This is a genomic window from Mycolicibacterium boenickei, assembly GCF_010731295.1.
In the GTDB taxonomy this organism is placed as follows: domain Bacteria; phylum Actinomycetota; class Actinomycetes; order Mycobacteriales; family Mycobacteriaceae; genus Mycobacterium; species Mycobacterium boenickei.
On record NZ_AP022579.1, the window covers coordinates 5,294,625 to 5,311,200 of the forward strand.

A 16,576-nucleotide genomic window follows, 5' to 3' on the forward strand; every position below is an offset into this window, starting at 1 on the left:
TCTCGGTGAAGAGCAGGCGCTAGATCAGTTGGCGTGCTGATCGGCCACGTCGAGCGCGGAGTCCAGGATCGCCAGACCCTCGCGGGCCTCTTCCTCCGTCACGTTGCACGGCGGCACCACATGGATCCGGTTGAAGTTGGCGAACGGCAGCAGGCCGTTGGCCTTGCACGCCCCGACCACGGCGTTCATCGCCGGGCTTGAGCCACCGTAGGGCGCCAACGGCTCCCGGGTCTGCTGGTCGGCGACCAGTTCGACGGCCCAGAACACACCCGCGCCGCGCACCTCGCCGATGCTGCGGTGCTTGGCGGCCAACTCGGCCAGACCGGGAGCCAGAACCTCGGCACCGATCTTGGCCGCGTTCTCGACCATGCCCTCGTCAGCCATCGCGTTGATGGTCGCGACGGCGGCCGCGGTGGCCAGCGGATGGCCGGAGTACGTGAGCCCGCCCGGGTAGGGCCGATGCGCGAACGTCTCGTAGATGGCCGGGCTGATCGCCACCCCGCCGAGCGGCACGTAACCGGAGTTGACCCCCTTGGCGAAGGTCATCAGGTCCGGGACCACGTCGAAATGCTCGATGGAGAACCACTTTCCGCTGCGCCCGAATCCCGCCATCACCTCGTCGGCGATGAACACGATGCCGTAGCGGTCGCAGATCTCCCGCACGCCTGCCATGTATCCGGGCGGGGGCACCATGATGCCTGCGGTACCCGGGATCGACTCCAGGATGATCGCGGCGATGGTCGACGGGCCCTCCATCTGGATCAGCTTGTCGAGGTACTCCAGCGCACGCTGGGATTCCTGTTCCTCGGTCTCGGCGTAGAACGACGAGCGATACAGGAACGGTCCGTTGAAGTGCACGATGCCGGCGTTGCCGCGGTCGTTGGGCCAGCGCCGCGGGTCACCGGTCAGGTTGATCGCGGTGTCGGTGCCACCGTGGTAGGCACGGTACCGCGACAGCACCTTGTAGCGGCCCGTGTGCAGACGGGCCATGCGGACCGCGTGCTCGACCGCGTCGGCACCGCCGTTGGTGAAGAACACCTTGTTCAGCTCACCGGGGGTGCGCTCGGCGATCAGCCGGGCCGCCTCCGAGCGGGCCGCGTTGGCGTACTGCGGAGCCACGGTGCACAGCTTGGCGGCCTGCTCGGCAATGGCGGCAACAACTTTCGGGTGCTGGTGCCCGATGTTGGTGTTGACCAGCTGACAGGAGAAATCCAGCAACCGGTTGCCATCGCCGTCCCACACGTAGGAACCCTCGGCGGCGGTGATGGTCATCGGCGAGATCTCCTCCTGCGCCGACCAGGAGTGGAACACGTGTGCACGGTCGAGTTCATAGGCTCGCGCGGCCTCGGCCTTCGCCGCCTCGACGGTCAGCCCATTGGGCAGCACGGAAGACTCTTGAGTCACAGTCATGAGTGGAATTCTCTCACTTGTTCTCGGGGAACCCGAGGTTGATGCCCCCGTGGCTGGGGTCCAGCCAGCGGGTGGTGATGGCCTTGGTCCGGGTGAAGAAGTGCACGCCTTCGGTGCCGTGCGCGTGGCTGTCACCGAACAGCGATGCCTTCCAGCCGCCAAAGCTGAAGTAGGCCATCGGAACCGGGATCGGCACGTTGATGCCGACCATGCCGACCTCGACCTCGTTCTGGAACCGCCGCGCGGCGCCACCGTCGTTGGTGAAGATCGCCGTGCCGTTGCCGTAGGGGTTGTTGTTGATCAACTCGAGAGCCTCGTCGTAGGTCTCCACCCGCAGCACCGACAGCACCGGGCCGAAGATCTCATCGGTGTAGACGCTCATCTGCGGGGTGACGTTGTCGAGCAGGGTCGGGCCCAGCCAGAATCCGTCGGCCCCACCGTTGGCGATCACGGTACGGCCGTCGAGCACGACCTTGGCACCGTCGGCCTCGCCGGCATCGATGTAGGACGCCACCTTGTCGCGGTGGACCTTGGTGACCAGCGGGCCCATGTCCGAATCCTTGGTTCCGTCACCGGTTTTGATGGTGGCGGCGCGCTCGGCGATCTTGGCCACCAGATCATCGGCGATCGGGCCGACGGCGACGGCGGCCGAGATGGCCATGCAGCGCTCACCGGCGGAACCGAAGCCGGCGTTGACCATGGCGTCGGCGGCCAGGTCCAGATCGGCGTCGGGCAGGATCACCGCGTGGTTCTTGGCCCCGCCAAGTGCCTGCACGCGCTTGCCTGCCGCGGTGGCGGTGGCGTAGACGTACTGTGCGATCGGGGTGGAACCGACGAAGGAGATCGCCTTGATCTTGGGGTTGGTCAGCAGCTCGTCGACCGCGGTCTTGTCACCCTGCAGCACGTTGAACACGCCCTCGGGCAGGCCGGCCTCGGCCCACAGTCGGGCCATCCACAGCGACGACGACGGGTCCTTCTCCGACGGCTTGAGCACCACGGTGTTGCCCGCGGCGATGGCGATCGGGAAGAACCACATCGGCACCATCGCCGGGAAGTTGAACGGCGAGATGATGCCGACCGGACCCAGCGGCTGCAGCACGGAGTGCACGTCGACGTTGGTCGAGGCGTTCTCGGTGAAACCGCCCTTGAGCAGACTCGGGATGCCGCAGGCGAATTCGACGACCTCCAGGCCACGGCTCACCTCACCGAGGGCGTCGGAGAGCACCTTGCCGTGCTCTGCGGTGATGAGTGCGGCCAGCTCCTCCTTGCGGGCGTTGAGCAGCTCGCGGAAGGCGAACAGCACCGAGGTGCGCTTGGCCAGCGACGTGTCACGCCAGGCCGGGAAGGCCGCGACCGCGGCGTCGATCACCGCACGGGCGTCATCCACGCTGGCCAGTGCGACCTCGCCGGTGACCGCGCCCGTGGCCGGATTGGTCACCGGGGCGGTGGCGGTCGAGGTGCCGGCAAATACCTTGCCGTCGCGCCAGTGCTGGATGACATTGCTCATGGGTCCGAACCTTCCTGTGGCGTTTGGTACGGCTTTCACTCTGAGCCACCGTCAACCACTCAAGCGACATCAACCTGTAAGTCTGATTGACTCGTTCATTACACTTTGTAAATGATCCCGAGCGTCCGCGACATCATCGAACTCCCGGTGGTGCGGGCCGGCAAACCCGAGGTACTCAGCGCCCAACAACTCGATCGTCCGGTGCGCTGGGTCCACGTCAGCGATATGCCCGACCTCGCCGGGCTCCTGCAAGGCGGCGAGCTGGTACTCACCACCGGCGCCGCGTTGCGTGACGCACCCCGTGACTACCTGCGACGGATGCAGCGCGCCGGCGTCGTCGGGGTGGTGGTCGAACTGGGCACCCGCATCGAATCACTTCCCGACAACGTGGGCGAGACCGCCCAGACACTCGGTCTGGCGCTCGTGGTGCTGCATCGGGAGACCAAGTTCGTCGAGATCACCGAGGCGGTGCACCGGCTCATTGTCGCCGACCAGTACGAGGAACTCGAATTCGCCCACCGCACCCACAAGACCTTCACCGAGCTGAGCATGAAACGCCCCACGATGGCCGACATCGTGCGCGCGGCAGCCGAGATGATCGACGAGTCAGTGGTGCTCGAGGACTTGTCGCATCAGGTGCTGGCGATCTCCCCCCGCAACGAGCCGGCCACCATCGTGCTCGCCGACTGGCAGCGCAGGTCCCGCACGATGACCGAACCATGGGCCACGACCGCTGTCGGCCCTCGTGCCGAGGAGTGGGGCCGGCTGATCGTTCCGCGCGCCCCGTCGGCACCGGCCAAGACCACGATGGTCCTCGAGCGCGCCGCGCAAGCGCTGGCCCTGCACCGGATGGCCGAACGCGGCCGGTCCGGACTCGAACATCAGGCCCAGAGCGGGTTGATCGAGGATGTCCTGGCCGGACGGATCGCCGACGACCGCGAGGCCGACGCGCGGGCCCTCGCGCTGGGCCTACGCGCCGGAGGTCCCTACCTTCCGACCATGGTCCGGGTCAGCACGCCGGCTGACCGGCTCGACCCGGTCGGCACCCAACGTCGCAACATCCGCATCCTCGACGCGGTCACCCACAACGTGAAAGCCCAAGGGCACAGCGCGATCTGCTCGATCCGCCGAGACGGCGAGATCGGCTTGGTGCTGGCGCTGCACCCGCGTCGCGGGCTCAGCACCGACGCCGTGCTCAGCCGTCTGGCCGAAGGCTGGCGCGAGGCGATCGCCCGCGGCGGCGACACCGACAAGGTCGTCGTCGCCGTCGGCGGTGAGGCCGGTGTGTTCGCCGACGCCGTCCACGGCTTGCGCGAAGCCGCCCACGTCGCCGAGGTCGCCGCGTCGATGTCGGACCCGGTGCGCCCGTTCGTGCGGGCCTCCGACGTCCGGCTGCGCGGGCTGATCACGCTGCTGCTCGACGATCCGCGAGTCCAGATGTTCGCCGAGACGGAACTCAAGACCCTGCTGATCCACGACGCCGAGCAGGGCAGCGACGACGTGGAAGTGCTGCGCGGTTACCTCGAACTCGCCGGCAACAAGTCCGCACTGGCCAAACGCCTGCACATGAGCCGCCCGGCGCTCTACAGCCGGCTGGCGTCGATCGAACGCCGGCTCGGCGTCAACCTCGACGACGGTGAATCGATGACCTCACTGCATGTCGCGCTGCTGGTGCTCGACGCGCAACGCAGCGCGGGCCCGCAGACAACCACCTGATCCGGGTCACTCAATCGGTGAGCAGCTTCTTCTGCACCTTGCCCATCGCGTTTCTCGGCAGCTCGCCGACGAAAACGACTTCCCGCGGGCGCTTGTGCTGCGAAAGCGTCTGTGCCACGAAGTCGATGAGGCCGTCGGCAAGCTGAGACCGGTTCCCGCCATCGGCCACCACGTACGCCACCACCCGCTGCCCCAGGTCGGCATCTGCGCGCCCCACAACCGCGGCCTCGCGCACCGACGGATGAGCGAGCAGCGCGGTTTCGACCTCACCCGCACCGATGCGGTATCCGCCCGACTTGATCAGATCCACTGATTCGCGTCCGACGATTCGGTGGAATCCGTCTGGGTCACGGGTGGCGACATCGCCGGTGACGAACCAGCCATCGTCGGTCCATGCGTCCGCCGTGGCCTCGGGACGATTGAGGTAGCCGTCGAACAGCATGGGTCCGCGAACCTGGAGCCGCCCGATCGCGGCGCCGTCGGCGAGAACCACCTGATCGTCCTCGGTGCGCAGCCTGGTCTCGACGCCGAGCACGGGTTGTCCCACCGAGCCGGGCCGGCGTTCGCCGTCGGCACGGGTGGACAGGGTGATCATCGTTTCGCTCATGCCGTACCGCTCGATCGGTGTGCAGCCGGTGAGCTCGGCGATGCGGTGGAAAACCGGCGTCACCAGCGGCGCGCTGCCGGATACCAGCAGCCGGGCGCCGCGAAGCGCCCGCGCCGATGCTTCGTCGGCCGCGATGCGGGACCACACCGTGGGCACGCCGAAATACATGGTCCCGGCTGCGGCGGCGTAGCGCTCCGGTCGCGGTTTGACGGTATGAATCACCCGGGAGCCGATGCGCAGCGAAGCCAGCATGCCCAGCATCAGTCCGTGCAGGTGGAACAACGGCAGGCCATGCACCACCGTGTCATCGCGTGTCCATTGCCATGCATCGGCCACGGCATCGATACCGGCCGCGAGCGCCCGATGGCTCAGGTTGACGCCCTTGGGCGCACCGGTGGTCCCCGACGTGTACAGAATCATCGCGACCGCCTCGGGTGACGGCGGCCCTGGCAACTCGCCACTCCCCCTGCCGCTGATGGTCGCCGGTATCGCGGACAGTCCCGAGTCCCGATGCGGTGGTCCGGCCCAGCACGTGACGCGGGCGTCGGTGAGCATGTGCCGCAGCTCGGCAGGGCCGGAGTCGGGCGGAATGGGAACCACCGGGACGCCGGCCAACAGGCAGCCCACCACGGCGATGACCGTCTCCAGGGTCGGTTGGGCGCACACCGCAACCGGACCCTCGTCGGGCAGTGTGCCCGCAAGCGCGCAGGCAGCGTCGAACAGCTGCGCGCGCGACAGGCTACGCGAACCCACCGAGATCACGGCGGAAGCATCGGCCGAGTCGCTCCCCGCAGGGTCGAGAGACGTCAAAAGCATTGGCGAACAAGTCCTTTCATTGCTGGTAACGGCCACTTACAACACCGTGCCCGGTAGCACGAGGGCTCCGACCAGAAGAACCGGGCCGATCACCACCATCGACAGTCCCCAGCGCATCAGCAGCCTGGTCATCCGAGGTCGTTGCGCTTCGTCGACGGTGGTCGCCACGAGCGTCGCGCCCACGGTCGAGAACGGCGACACGTCAACGATGGACGCGCACACGCCGAGCGCACACATCAGCGCCCAGCCGGGAATGCCGCCTGCGGCGACCAGGGGCAGAGCCAGCGGAACCAGTGCCGCCAACATGCCGGTGGTCGAGGCGAACGCCGAGACCAGACCTGCCACAAGGCATATGAACAGCGCCGAGATGAGCGGGACTCCGATGTGGCCGGCGAATTCACCGAGCAGATCAACCGAGCCCAGTTTGTCGAGCACTCCGACGAAGGTGATGATGCCGCCCACCAGGAGAACCGTCGACCAGTCGATCCGGGGAATCGCCTTGTTACCCGATCGTGGATCCACGAGGGTGAGCACCGCACCCAACGCGAACGCCAACACGCCGATGTCGGGGTCCATGCCTGCCAGCGACATTCCGATGACCGCAGCGATCAGACCGACCATCGCCGTCACCGTGACAATCTGATTGGGCGTGAAGGGGTTTCGTTCGGGCGCGGACGGCAGGTCCGAACTCGGCGCGCTGCCGCGAGGCACGTCCCGCCCTCCGCCGCCACCGACGGTAACCAGCCGATCCTCGGCGGGCAGCGCCACCGCCGGCTCGGCAACCGCGTTGCGGTGCAACAGCTTCAGCCCTCCGAACAACACGTATGCCGCCATCAGCAGCACCAGGTTGACCATCAGGGCCACGACGAACAGCACGAACGGATTGAGGTCGATGCCGGCCTGGTGCGCGGTGCCGTAGGTGACGATGCCGAACAGGCTGGTCGGCGCGAACGCCCCGGCGCTCAGGCCGGTGCCGATCGACAGGGCCATCAGCATCGGATCGATCGCGCGCTTGTCCGCCACCATCATGCCGATCGGCGCCATCACCAACCCACCCAGCGGAGAGCCCATCGCCGAGATGGCCGCGGTCAGCAGGAAGAAAACCAGCGGCAGCAGCACCGTGCGGTGCCCGACCTTGGCCAGAGTGACCTCGATGATCCGGTCGATCGTGCCGTTGGCGTGGGCGATCCCGAAGAAGTAGGTCACCCCGACCAGCAGCACCAGGATGTCGATCGGGAAGCCGTCGATGATGTCGTCGATCGGCATGCCCGCCAACCCGAGCCCCACCCCGCACGCCGCGGCGAACATCAACACGCCAAGGTGAGCGTTACGCCATGCCGAAACCGCGAAGACGCCGACAAAGATCGCCAGCGCCAGCAGCTGAATTGTCATTCCATCGCCTTTCGAAACGTTGGATCCGCTTCCCAACTGGTCCACTGTGTGGCACAGTGGTCTACTGTATGAACCGGTGCGGGTAAGCTAGCTCACATCCGCGCCGCGGGTCAATGTGAGTCACCAAGGAGGGCGCGTGTCGACGAACAGCGTGGTGTCCGCGTTTCAGGTGCTGGAAACAGTCGCAAGGCTGCAACCGGTGGGGCTGTCCGAGCTCACGCGCGCAGTCGGACTACCCAAGAGCACCGTTCAGCGGTGTTTGCTCACCCTGCACGAGATCGGCTGGCTGCGGCCGACCTCCGCACAGCCCACCCGGTGGAACCTGACGTACCGCGCGTTCTCCGTCGGCAGCCGGGCCGGCGATCATCAGCTGATGCGCGAAACCGCACTGCCCTTCCTCAACGAATTGCAGCTCGACACCACCGAGACCATCCATCTCGCCGCACCCGACGGGCCCGAGCTGGTACTCATCGAACGCCTGGACACCCCGCATCCACTGCGCGCCTTCATGCCGCTGGGGTCACGAATTCCGTTGCACGCCTCCGCAACCGGAATCGCCTTCCTCGCGGCAAGCACCGACGACTATGTTGCGCAATATCTTTCACAGCACCTCGCTCCGCAGACCGAACACACGATCACCGATCCGGACCGATTGAGCGAGACCATCGAGTTGGTGCGGACACGGGGATACTCGGTGAACGAGCAGGGCCTGAATGCCGGTATCACGGCACTCGGCGCCAGTATCGTCAACGCACAACGTGAACCCATCGGCTCGGTCTCGATATCGGGACCGAGCAGCAGGATTACGGCCGACAAGTTCGCTAGGTTCGGATGCGCAGTGCGCGAGACCGCGCAACGGATCTCCGCGGCATTGTGAACTCGCGCAGAACTCAGGAGATACCGAGATGGCTGATCGCAACGTGCTGGGTGGCCCGCTGGAGGAATGCGGCACCGACCCGCTCACCGGCTTCTACCGCGACGGGTGCTGTTCGACCGGCGACGCCGACGCGGGCCGGCACACCATCTGCGCGGTGGTCACCGCCGAGTTCCTCGAACACCAGCAATCCATCGGCAACGACCTGTCGACACCGGCACCGCAGTACAGATTCCCCGGACTGACACCCGGAGACCGCTGGTGCGTCACCGCCGTCAACTGGTTGCGCGCCCACAATGACGGCAGGGCAGCCCCGGTGGTGCTGGCCGCCACCCATGAACGCACCCTCGACCTGGTGCCGCTCGACGTTCTCCAGCAGTACGCCGTCGATGTGCCAGATGACCTGGGCAGCCTCTGAGGCTCCGTAGGCTCAAGGCGTGAGCGTCACATCCGACCCGGCCGTCGCCCTGGACAACCGCTTCGCCCGCGCCCTGCCCGAGATGGCGGTCGCGTGGCAGGCCGAGGCGACCCCGGCCCCGCGGTTGCTCGTCCTCAACGAGCCGCTGGCGGCCGAACTCGGCCTCGACGCCTCCTGGTTGCGCACCCCCGACGGGCTGGGCCTGCTGTCGGGCACCGCCGTGCCCGAAGGCGCCACCCCCGTCGCCCAGGCCTATGCCGGGCACCAGTTCGGCGGGTATGTCCCACGCCTCGGCGATGGCCGCGCCCTGTTGCTCGGCGAGTTCGTCGATGCCGACGACCGTCCCCGCGATCTGCACCTCAAGGGATCGGGACGCACCCCGTTCGCCCGCGGCGGCGATGGCCTGGCCGTCGTCGGCCCCATGCTGCGGGAGTACGTCGTGAGCGAGGCCATGCACGCCATGGGCATCCCCACCACCCGGGCTCTGGCGGTCGTCGCCACCGGACGGGATGTCCGCCGCGAAACCGCGCAACCGGGCGCAGTGCTGGCCAGGATCGCCAGCAGCCACCTTCGGGTCGGCAGCTTCCAGTACGCCTCCGCCCAGGCCCAGGCCGCCGGGGACCTCGGGCTGCTGCGCCGGCTCGCCGACCACGCCATCGCCCGGCACCATCCCGGCGCCGCCGGTACCGCCAATCCGTACCTGGCGCTGTACGAGGCGGTCATCTCGGCACAGGCCGCGTTGCTGGCCCAATGGATGCTGGTCGGATTCGTGCACGGCGTGATGAACACCGACAACATGACCATCTCCGGCGAGACCATCGACTACGGGCCGTGCGCTTTCATGGAGACTTTCGATCCCGCAACGGTATTCAGCTCGATCGACCACGGTGGCCGCTACGCCTACGGCAACCAGCCCACCGTGGCGGCGTGGAACCTGGCCCGCTTCGCCGAAACCCTGCTCCCCCTGCTCGCCGACGAGGGTGAGCGCGCCGTCGAGTTGGCCACCCAAGCCCTGCACGGCTTCGGTCCGCAGTTCGACGCGGCATGGTCGGCCGGCATGCGCACCAAGCTCGGATTGCCCGCCGATGTCGACGACGAAGTAGCACGCGCTCTGATCAGCGACCTGCTGGTGTTGTTGCAGCAGAACCAAACTGACTACACGTCGTTCTTTCACGATCTCAGCCGTACCGCGCGGCGAGAAAGCAACCTCCCCGTCGAATTCGACGAGTGGCAGGCCCGGTGGCATGCCCTTGGCCCCGACGCGGGCGCGATGGACCGGGTGAACCCCCTGTACATCCCCCGCAATCACCTGGTCGAAGAGGCGTTGGACGCGGCGATGAACGATGACCTCGAACCCGTCCAGCGCCTCGTGCACGCGGTCACGGCACCCTACGACGAGCGTCCCGGCCTCGAAAGATATGCCGCACCCGCGCCCCCGGACTTCGGCGCCTACCGCACGTTCTGCGGAACCTGACGATCGCCCGCTACCCTCGGTGAGGTGACGACGATCACCGTGGATACCCCGGCCGGCCCGATCGACGCTCTACTCAGCCTTCCCAGTGGACCAGGACCGTGGCCCGGCGTCGTGATCATCCACGACGCGATCGGCTACGGCCCCGACAACGAGGCGATCTCGGAACGCGTCGCGGCTGCCGGCTATCTCGCACTCACGCCGAACCTCTACGCGCGCGGCGGCCGCGCGCGGTGTATCACCCGGGTGATGCGCGAACTGCTGACCCAGCGCGGCCGGGCGCTCGACGACATCCTGGCTGCCCGCGACCACCTGCTCGCACACCCGCAGTGCACCGGGTCGGTCGGCATCGCCGGGTTCTGCATGGGTGGACAATTCGCACTGGTCATGGGCCCCAAAGGGTTCGGCGCATCGGCCCCGTTCTACGGCACTCCGCTGCCACGGCGGCTCGACCAGACCCTGGACGCCTCGTGTCCGGTGGTGGCCAGCTTCGGCCGCCGGGACCCCATGGGCATCGGCGCGGGCGACCGCCTGCGGCGCATCGTCGACGACAAGAACATCCCGGCCGACATCAAGGTCTATCCGGATGCCGGGCACAGCTTCGCCAATCAGCTTCCCGGGCAATCGTTTCTGCGCATCACCGGCTTCGGCTACAACGAGGCCGCCACCGCCGACGCCTGGACGCGGGTGTTCGCATTCTTCGACGAGCACCTGGCCGCTAAAGCCAACTGAGGCCGGCCACCACGAGCGCCTGGGTGCCGGTGTCCAACGTCGGCTGGATCACCGGGGCGAACCGCGGCGAATGGTTCACCGGGATGTCGGCACTCACGCGATCCGCGGCCTCTGCGGCGCGGAAGGTCTGCTCGTCGGTGCCGCCGAACCCCCAGTAGGTGTAGGGCACTCCCAGTGCGGCCGGGATCTCACTGAAGTCCTCGCTCGCTGACCCTGCGGGCATCGTCTGCGTCCGGTCGCCGAAGTACTCGCCGAACGCGGCCTCGACGCGAGCCGTCGACGCGTCGTCGTTGACGGTCAGCGGAAAGCTGGCGTACAACTCGAATTCCGGGTCACGCGGCGAATCGGATGCCTGGCACTCGGCGACGACCACCCGCCGGATCGCGGAAAGCACCGCGGTGCGCACCGATTCGTCGAAGGTACGGAGGTTGAGCTCGAGCACGGCGTGGTCACCGATGACGTTGCTCTTGGTCCCCGACTGAATGCTGCCCACGGTCAGAACGACCGTCTGGCTCGGATCAACCTCGCGGGACACGATCGTCTGCAACCGAATGACGATCATCGATGCCAGCACCACGGGATCCACCGTGGCCTGGGGCATCGAACCGTGGCCACCGCGGCCGTAGACCGTGATGCGCATGCTGTCGGCCGCCGACAGCACCGGACCGCTGCGGGTGCGCAGCTGCCCGGCCGGCGCCGGAAACACGTGCTGGGCCAACGCCACGTCGACCGGGCCGACGAGTTCGGCCAAACCGTCGGCGACCATGCCGCGGGCTCCATCGCCGACTTCCTCGGCCGGCTGGAAGAGGGCAATAACGGTGCCCTGCCAGTGATCTGTGGCCCGGGCGAACAAATCCGCGGCACCGAGCAGACAGGTCACGTGGACGTCGTGCCCGCACGCGTGCATGACGCCCTCTTGAGAGCTCGCATACGGTAGGCCGGTCGCCTCGGTCACCGGCAGGGCGTCGATATCCGCGCGCAACAGCACCCGGGGACCGTCGCCGTTGCCCAGCACGCCGACCACGCCGGTGCCACCCACCCCTTCGTGGACGGTCAGGCCAGACTCCCGCAGCCGAGCGGCGACCACACCGGCAGTACGGCGCTCCTGATGCGAGAGTTCGGGATGCTGATGCAGGTCCCGGTAGAGCGGCTCCTGCCACTTACGGACCTCGGGGAGACGTGCCAGCACGGCCTCGGCGCGGCGGCGAACATCGCGCTCGCCGGCACTGACAGCCGCCGTCACATCGTCCCCCTGTCCGCGGCTACTCCGGCAACCGCAGTTCTGGCTTCTCGACCTCTTCGATGTTCACGTCCTTGAACGTGATGACCCGCACCTGCTTGACGAACCGCGCAGGGCGGTACATGTCCCACACCCAGGCGTCGGCGAGCCTCAGCTCGAAGTAGACCTCGCCCTCGGAGTTGCGCGGAATCAGCTCAACGCTGTTGGCCAGGTAGAACCGGCGCTCGGTCTCGACGACGTAGCTGAACTGCCCGACGATGTCCTTGTATTCGCGGTAAAGCGAGAGCTCCATCTCGGTTTCATACTTCTCGAGATCCTCGGCGCTCATCTGGTGTGCTGTCCTTCTCGTTGTGCTGGTGCCCTGTCGACCATCTTTGCGTACCCCGCCTCAGCATGCCGCATTGGTGCCATATCCCGTCGCACGTCTGTCATCTCCGCGGCCCGCCGCCCATCAGCCGTCTCTGCGGCCCGCCGCCCATCAGCCGTCTCTGCGGCCCGCCGCACGTTCACATACGAGTAGCGGTGCTCCACACACGGCCCCAACTCCGCCAGCGCCGCGGAATGCGCCGGCGTGCTGTACCCCTTGTGCTCGGCGAACCCGTATCCGGGATGGTGTTGCTCCATCTCGACCATCAACCGGTCCCGGCTCACCTTGGCCAGCACGCTGGCCGCGGCGATACACGCGGCTGCGGCGTCTCCCCCGATCACCGGCAAAGACGGCACCGCCAAGCCCGGAACCCGGAAGCCGTCGGACAGCACGTACCCCGGACGCAGGGACAATCCCGCCACCGCTCGCCGCATCCCCTCGATATTGGCCACGTGTACGCCGAGCCGGTCCACTTCGTCGGAAGGGATGAACACCACGTGGTACGCCAGCGCATACCGGCGAATCAGGGGAAACAGCCGCTCGCGCTCCCGCTCACCCAGCTTCTTCGAGTCGTCAAGGGAGGCCAGGCTGTCCATCCGGTTGGGGCCGAGTACACACGCGGCCACCACCAGCGGTCCCGCGCAGGCTCCGCGACCTACCTCGTCCACCCCGGCAACCGGGCCCAGGCCGTTGCGATACAACGCGGATTCCAGCGTGCGCAGGCCTGACGACCGCCGGATCACGGTCCGAGGCGGCCACGACGTCTTCATCACTGGAGGCACCAGGGCAGCTCCTAGGAGTCGGTCTGCGGGTTCCCGCCAGTGATGCCGCCCCAGCGCGATGGCGGCCAGGCGATGAACCGTGCCTTTCCGATCACATTCTCCACCGGAACGGTGCCTGCCATCGGATCACCGGTGCACAACAGACCTTCCCGGGCGTCGGCGGGCAGATTGCTGCAGTGGACGCGCGAGTCCGCCGAATGGGTCCGGTTGTCACCCATCACCCACAGCCGGTCAGGCGGCACGGTGACCGGTCCGAACTCATTGCCCAGACACGGATAGATGTTCGGGTCGGCCATCATGGTGGCGGGATCCAGGTACGGCTCGTTCAGCTTCTTGCCGTCGACCGTCAGCCCGGTGTCGGCACGGCACTGCACCGTCTGACCACCAACTGCGATCACCCGCTTCACCAGGTCATTCTCGTCCGGCGGCACGAATCCCACGAAGGACAGGGCGTTCTGCACCCAGCGGATGGCGGTGTTGTCCGAACGGATCGACTTGTAGCCGATGTTCCACGACGGCGGGCCCTTGAAGACCACCACGTCGCCGGGCTCCGGCTTCGAGAACCGGTAGGTGACCTTGTCGACCATGATGCGGTCGCCGACGCAGCCGGCGCAGCCGTGCAGCGTGGGCTCCATGGATTCCGACGGAATCAGATAGGGCCGAGCGATGAACGTCAGCGTCACGTAGTACAGCACCAGCGCGATGGTCGCCAGAATGGCGAATTCACGGGCCGTTGAGTGCTTGCGCTTCGGTGCCTCGTCCGGCTTTTCGCCGCTGGCGGACTCCGCCGAAGTGGAAGCGGAACCTGAGTCCGAGTCGGCGTCGAGGTCGCCCTCCGAGCGCGCGTCGGCAGAGTCGGTGGGTCCGGTCACAGGCACCACAGTAGCGAGCGTCGTGACCGATCCCGCGACGAGAGCTTCGTCAGGCGGAGCAGCGCGCTCAGCGCTTTTCCTTGATCTTCGCCTTCTTGCCACGCAGTTCGCGCAGGTAGTAGAGCTTGGCGCGACGCACGTCACCGCGGGTCACGACATCGAGGTGGTCGATGTTGGGCGAATGCACCGGGAAGGTGCGCTCGACGCCGACGCCGTAGCTCTCCTTCCGCACGGTGAAGGTCTCGCGGATGCCGCCGCCCTGGCGACGGATCACGACGCCCTTGAAGACCTGGATGCGCTCCTTCGAGCCCTCGATCACCTTCACGTGCACGTTGACGGTGTCGCCGGGGCTGAAGGTCGGGATGTCGTCGCGCAGCGACGCCTGATCGACGAAGTCCAGCGTGTTCATCGGTGACACTTCCTTGTTGTTCGCGGCTCCGGATGGGCGCGCACATGGCGCGCAGCCGAAGCTATTTTCGGGTGTATCGGGGTGTATCTCGCAGCGGAACGCGGACAAGCCGGGCCCAGCCCTGCGCAGACAACTGCTCAATTGTGCCAGACGGGTCCCCATACCGTGAAATCCGGCGAAATACGGCGCCCATCCGCATCGGCTCCCCAGCATACTTCGAGCGCGGCTAAGCACGCGTGCCACGAGGCGAACGGCTAGGCTTCACCCACCGATGTGCCGGTCCTGCAGCGCGCATCGGTTTGTTTGACGGTTCAAGGAGGACCATGCGACGGGGGCCGTCGAAGCTGAAGATTGCGAACGCGGCCGGCATGACGGCGGTGGTCGCGATGGCCGCCGTGACAGTCGGCTGCGAAGCCCGCGTCTACGGGACCACGCCGGCGCCTGCCGGAGTGCCGCAACTGACCGTCGTCGCCCCTCAGGGCAGCATGGCTCCCCTGCCGGAAGCCCCGCCCGGCGAGCCCGCCGCAGCCTTCATGGGTCTCGGAGACCGGGCGCAACAGGCCACGGAGGACGCCGCCGATGCCGGCGCCGAGATCTCCCTGCTGGTGCTCGACCGCAACTCCGGTCAGCTGGTGTCCAACGGGAACGGGGCGCCCATCGCCATCGCATCGGTGGTCAAGTTGTTCATCGCCGACGATCTGCTGTTGCAGGAGGCCAAGCGCCAAACCGTGCTCAGTCCCGAGGACCGCGAGAACCTCGACGTGATGCTGCGGTCCTCCGACGACAGCGCCGCCGAGGTGTTCTGGAACCGCAGCGGCGGCAGCGCGATCGTCAACCGGGTGGCCGCCCGCTACGGCCTGGCCTCGACCCGGCCGCCGAACGACGGGCGCTGGTGGAACACCATCAGTACCGCGGCCGATCTGGTCCGCTACTACGACATGTTGATGAACGGCAGCGGCGGCCTTCCCGCCGAACAGGCCAACGTCATCCTGTCCAACCTGGCCCAATCGACCCCCGACGCCATCGACGGCACGCAGCCGGGCGGGACCTATCCCCAACGATTCGGCATTCCCGACGGCCTCTATGCCGAGCCGGTTGCGGTCAAGCAGGGCTGGATGTGCTGTATCGGTTCGGACTGGATGCACCTGTCGACCGGAGTGATCGGTGCCGACCGCCGCTTCATCATGGTGATCAGCTCGCTGCAGCCCACGAACGCGGCCACCGCGCGCGACACCATCACCGACGCCGTGAAGACGGTGTTCCCCGGCGGCCGGATCTAGGACTCGTCGAGCAGATCCGGTCTGCGCTCGCGGGTGCGCTGCAACGATTGCTCATGGCGCCACGCGGCCACCTTGGCGTGGTCCCCCGACAGCAGCACATCGGGCACATCGAGCCCACGCCAGCTCTGCGGCCGGGTGTAGCTCGGCCCCTCAAGCAGGCCGTCGGAGTGCGAATCCTGTTGGTGCGATGCGGGATTGCCCAACACGTCGGGCATCAACCGGACCACCGCCTCGATCATGACCAACGCCGCCGACTCACCGCCGTTCAGGACGTAGTCGCCGATCGAAACCTCTTCGACCCGCATCCGGCGTGCCGCGTCTTCGGCCACCCGTTGATCGATCCCCTCATATCGCCCACAGGCGAAGACCAGGTGCGACTCGGTGCTCCAGCGCTCGGCCACGGCTTGGGTGAAGGGGCGACCGGCCGGGGTCGGTACCACCAGAAGTGTTTCCTCGGAACAAATTTCGTCGAGCGCCTCACCCCACACCGGCGCTTTCATGACCATGCCTGGGCCCCCGCCGTACGGTGAGTCATCCACCGACCGGTGCACATCATGGGTCCAGTCACGCAGGTCGTGCACGGCCACGCTGAGGATTCCGGCGTCTATCGCCTTGCCCGGCAACGACTGCCGGATCGGATCGAGATAAGCCGGGAAGATCGTGACGACGTCAATACGCACTGC

Annotated in this window: 16 protein-coding genes; 6 read left to right on the forward strand and 10 right to left on the reverse strand. The window is 67.2% G+C overall.

Annotated elements, in window-relative coordinates; translation table 11 throughout:
* Positions 1-24: 24 nt before the first annotated feature.
* Together G6N57_RS25295 and G6N57_RS25300 are read right to left on the reverse strand one after the other, a co-directional pair.
* A complete protein-coding gene (locus tag G6N57_RS25295) occupies positions 25-1,410 on the reverse strand; it encodes an aspartate aminotransferase family protein (RefSeq protein WP_077738892.1) in 1,386 nt (461 codons plus the stop codon).
* Between the two features lie 13 nt (positions 1,411-1,423).
* Complete coding sequence (locus G6N57_RS25300; protein ID WP_075920775.1) at positions 1,424-2,917, reverse strand: CoA-acylating methylmalonate-semialdehyde dehydrogenase; 1,494 nt, start codon at positions 2,915-2,917, stop codon at positions 1,424-1,426.
* Between the two features lie 111 nt (positions 2,918-3,028).
* Here G6N57_RS25300 and G6N57_RS25305 point away from each other — a divergent pair, with 111 nt between their 5' ends.
* Positions 3,029-4,633, forward strand: coding sequence for a PucR family transcriptional regulator (locus G6N57_RS25305; protein WP_077738891.1), 1,605 nt, complete (start codon positions 3,029-3,031; stop codon positions 4,631-4,633).
* A 10-nt stretch (positions 4,634-4,643) separates the two neighbouring features.
* Here G6N57_RS25305 and G6N57_RS25310 read toward each other — a convergent pair whose 3' ends face one another.
* The gene (locus tag G6N57_RS25310; protein WP_077738890.1) at positions 4,644-6,056 is read right to left on the reverse strand and encodes an acyl-CoA synthetase; all 1,413 of its coding nucleotides are present in this window, start codon (positions 6,054-6,056) and stop codon (positions 4,644-4,646) included.
* Between the two features lie 36 nt (positions 6,057-6,092).
* On the reverse strand, positions 6,093-7,448 hold the full coding sequence (locus G6N57_RS25315) for an SLC13 family permease (protein ID WP_077738889.1): 1,356 nt from the start codon (positions 7,446-7,448) through the stop codon (positions 6,093-6,095).
* A 136-nt stretch (positions 7,449-7,584) separates the two neighbouring features.
* Between G6N57_RS25315 and G6N57_RS25320 the strand changes: the two genes are divergently transcribed.
* The 4 genes from G6N57_RS25320 to G6N57_RS25335 are packed head-to-tail and all read left to right on the forward strand — an operon-like array spanning position 7,585 to position 10,943.
* Entirely contained in the window at positions 7,585-8,325 is a 741-nt protein-coding gene (locus tag G6N57_RS25320; RefSeq protein ID WP_077738888.1) for an IclR family transcriptional regulator, read from the forward strand.
* Between the two features lie 28 nt (positions 8,326-8,353).
* Positions 8,354-8,740: a DUF2237 family protein gene (locus G6N57_RS25325; RefSeq protein WP_077738887.1), complete on the forward strand. Its 387-nt coding sequence runs from the start codon at positions 8,354-8,356 to the stop codon at positions 8,738-8,740.
* A gap of 19 nt (positions 8,741-8,759) precedes the next feature.
* Complete coding sequence (locus G6N57_RS25330; RefSeq protein ID WP_077738886.1) at positions 8,760-10,214, forward strand: protein adenylyltransferase SelO; 1,455 nt, start codon at positions 8,760-8,762, stop codon at positions 10,212-10,214.
* 24 nt (positions 10,215-10,238) lie between these two features.
* The gene (locus G6N57_RS25335; RefSeq protein ID WP_077738885.1) at positions 10,239-10,943 is read left to right on the forward strand and encodes a dienelactone hydrolase family protein; all 705 of its coding nucleotides are present in this window, start codon (positions 10,239-10,241) and stop codon (positions 10,941-10,943) included.
* Here G6N57_RS25335 and G6N57_RS25340 read toward each other — a convergent pair.
* The 5 genes from G6N57_RS25340 to rplS all read right to left on the reverse strand — a co-directional run bounded on the left by G6N57_RS25340 (position 10,930) and on the right by rplS (position 14,613).
* A complete protein-coding gene (locus G6N57_RS25340) occupies positions 10,930-12,132 on the reverse strand; it encodes an amidohydrolase (RefSeq protein ID WP_077741664.1) in 1,203 nt (400 codons plus the stop codon). The genes G6N57_RS25335 and G6N57_RS25340 overlap by 14 nt on opposite strands.
* A 73-nt stretch (positions 12,133-12,205) precedes the next feature.
* On the reverse strand, positions 12,206-12,511 hold the full coding sequence (locus tag G6N57_RS25345) for a DUF2469 domain-containing protein (protein ID WP_003881082.1): 306 nt from the start codon (positions 12,509-12,511) through the stop codon (positions 12,206-12,208).
* Positions 12,508-13,320, reverse strand: a complete 813-nt coding sequence (locus G6N57_RS25350; RefSeq protein ID WP_077738884.1) for a ribonuclease HII — start codon at positions 13,318-13,320, stop codon at positions 12,508-12,510. The genes G6N57_RS25345 and G6N57_RS25350 overlap by 4 nt, the downstream gene beginning before the upstream one ends.
* 23 nt (positions 13,321-13,343) lie before the next feature.
* Positions 13,344-14,306, reverse strand: coding sequence for a signal peptidase I (gene lepB, locus G6N57_RS25355; RefSeq protein WP_407665953.1), 963 nt, complete (start codon positions 14,304-14,306; stop codon positions 13,344-13,346).
* Positions 14,272-14,613, reverse strand: a complete 342-nt coding sequence (gene rplS / locus G6N57_RS25360; RefSeq protein WP_029111328.1) for a 50S ribosomal protein L19 — start codon at positions 14,611-14,613, stop codon at positions 14,272-14,274. Before rplS ends, lepB begins: the two co-directional genes overlap by 35 nt.
* Before the next feature lie 323 nt (positions 14,614-14,936).
* On the opposite strand from rplS, the gene G6N57_RS25365 reads away from it, so the two are divergent.
* On the forward strand, positions 14,937-15,893 hold the full coding sequence (locus G6N57_RS25365) for a serine hydrolase (RefSeq protein ID WP_077738882.1): 957 nt from the start codon (positions 14,937-14,939) through the stop codon (positions 15,891-15,893).
* Here G6N57_RS25365 and trmD read toward each other — a convergent pair.
* Positions 15,890-16,573, reverse strand: coding sequence for a tRNA (guanosine(37)-N1)-methyltransferase TrmD (trmD, locus tag G6N57_RS25370; RefSeq protein WP_077738881.1), 684 nt, complete (start codon positions 16,571-16,573; stop codon positions 15,890-15,892). The two genes, G6N57_RS25365 and trmD, sit on opposite strands and share 4 nt — an antisense overlap.
* Positions 16,574-16,576: the final 3 nt, after the last annotated feature.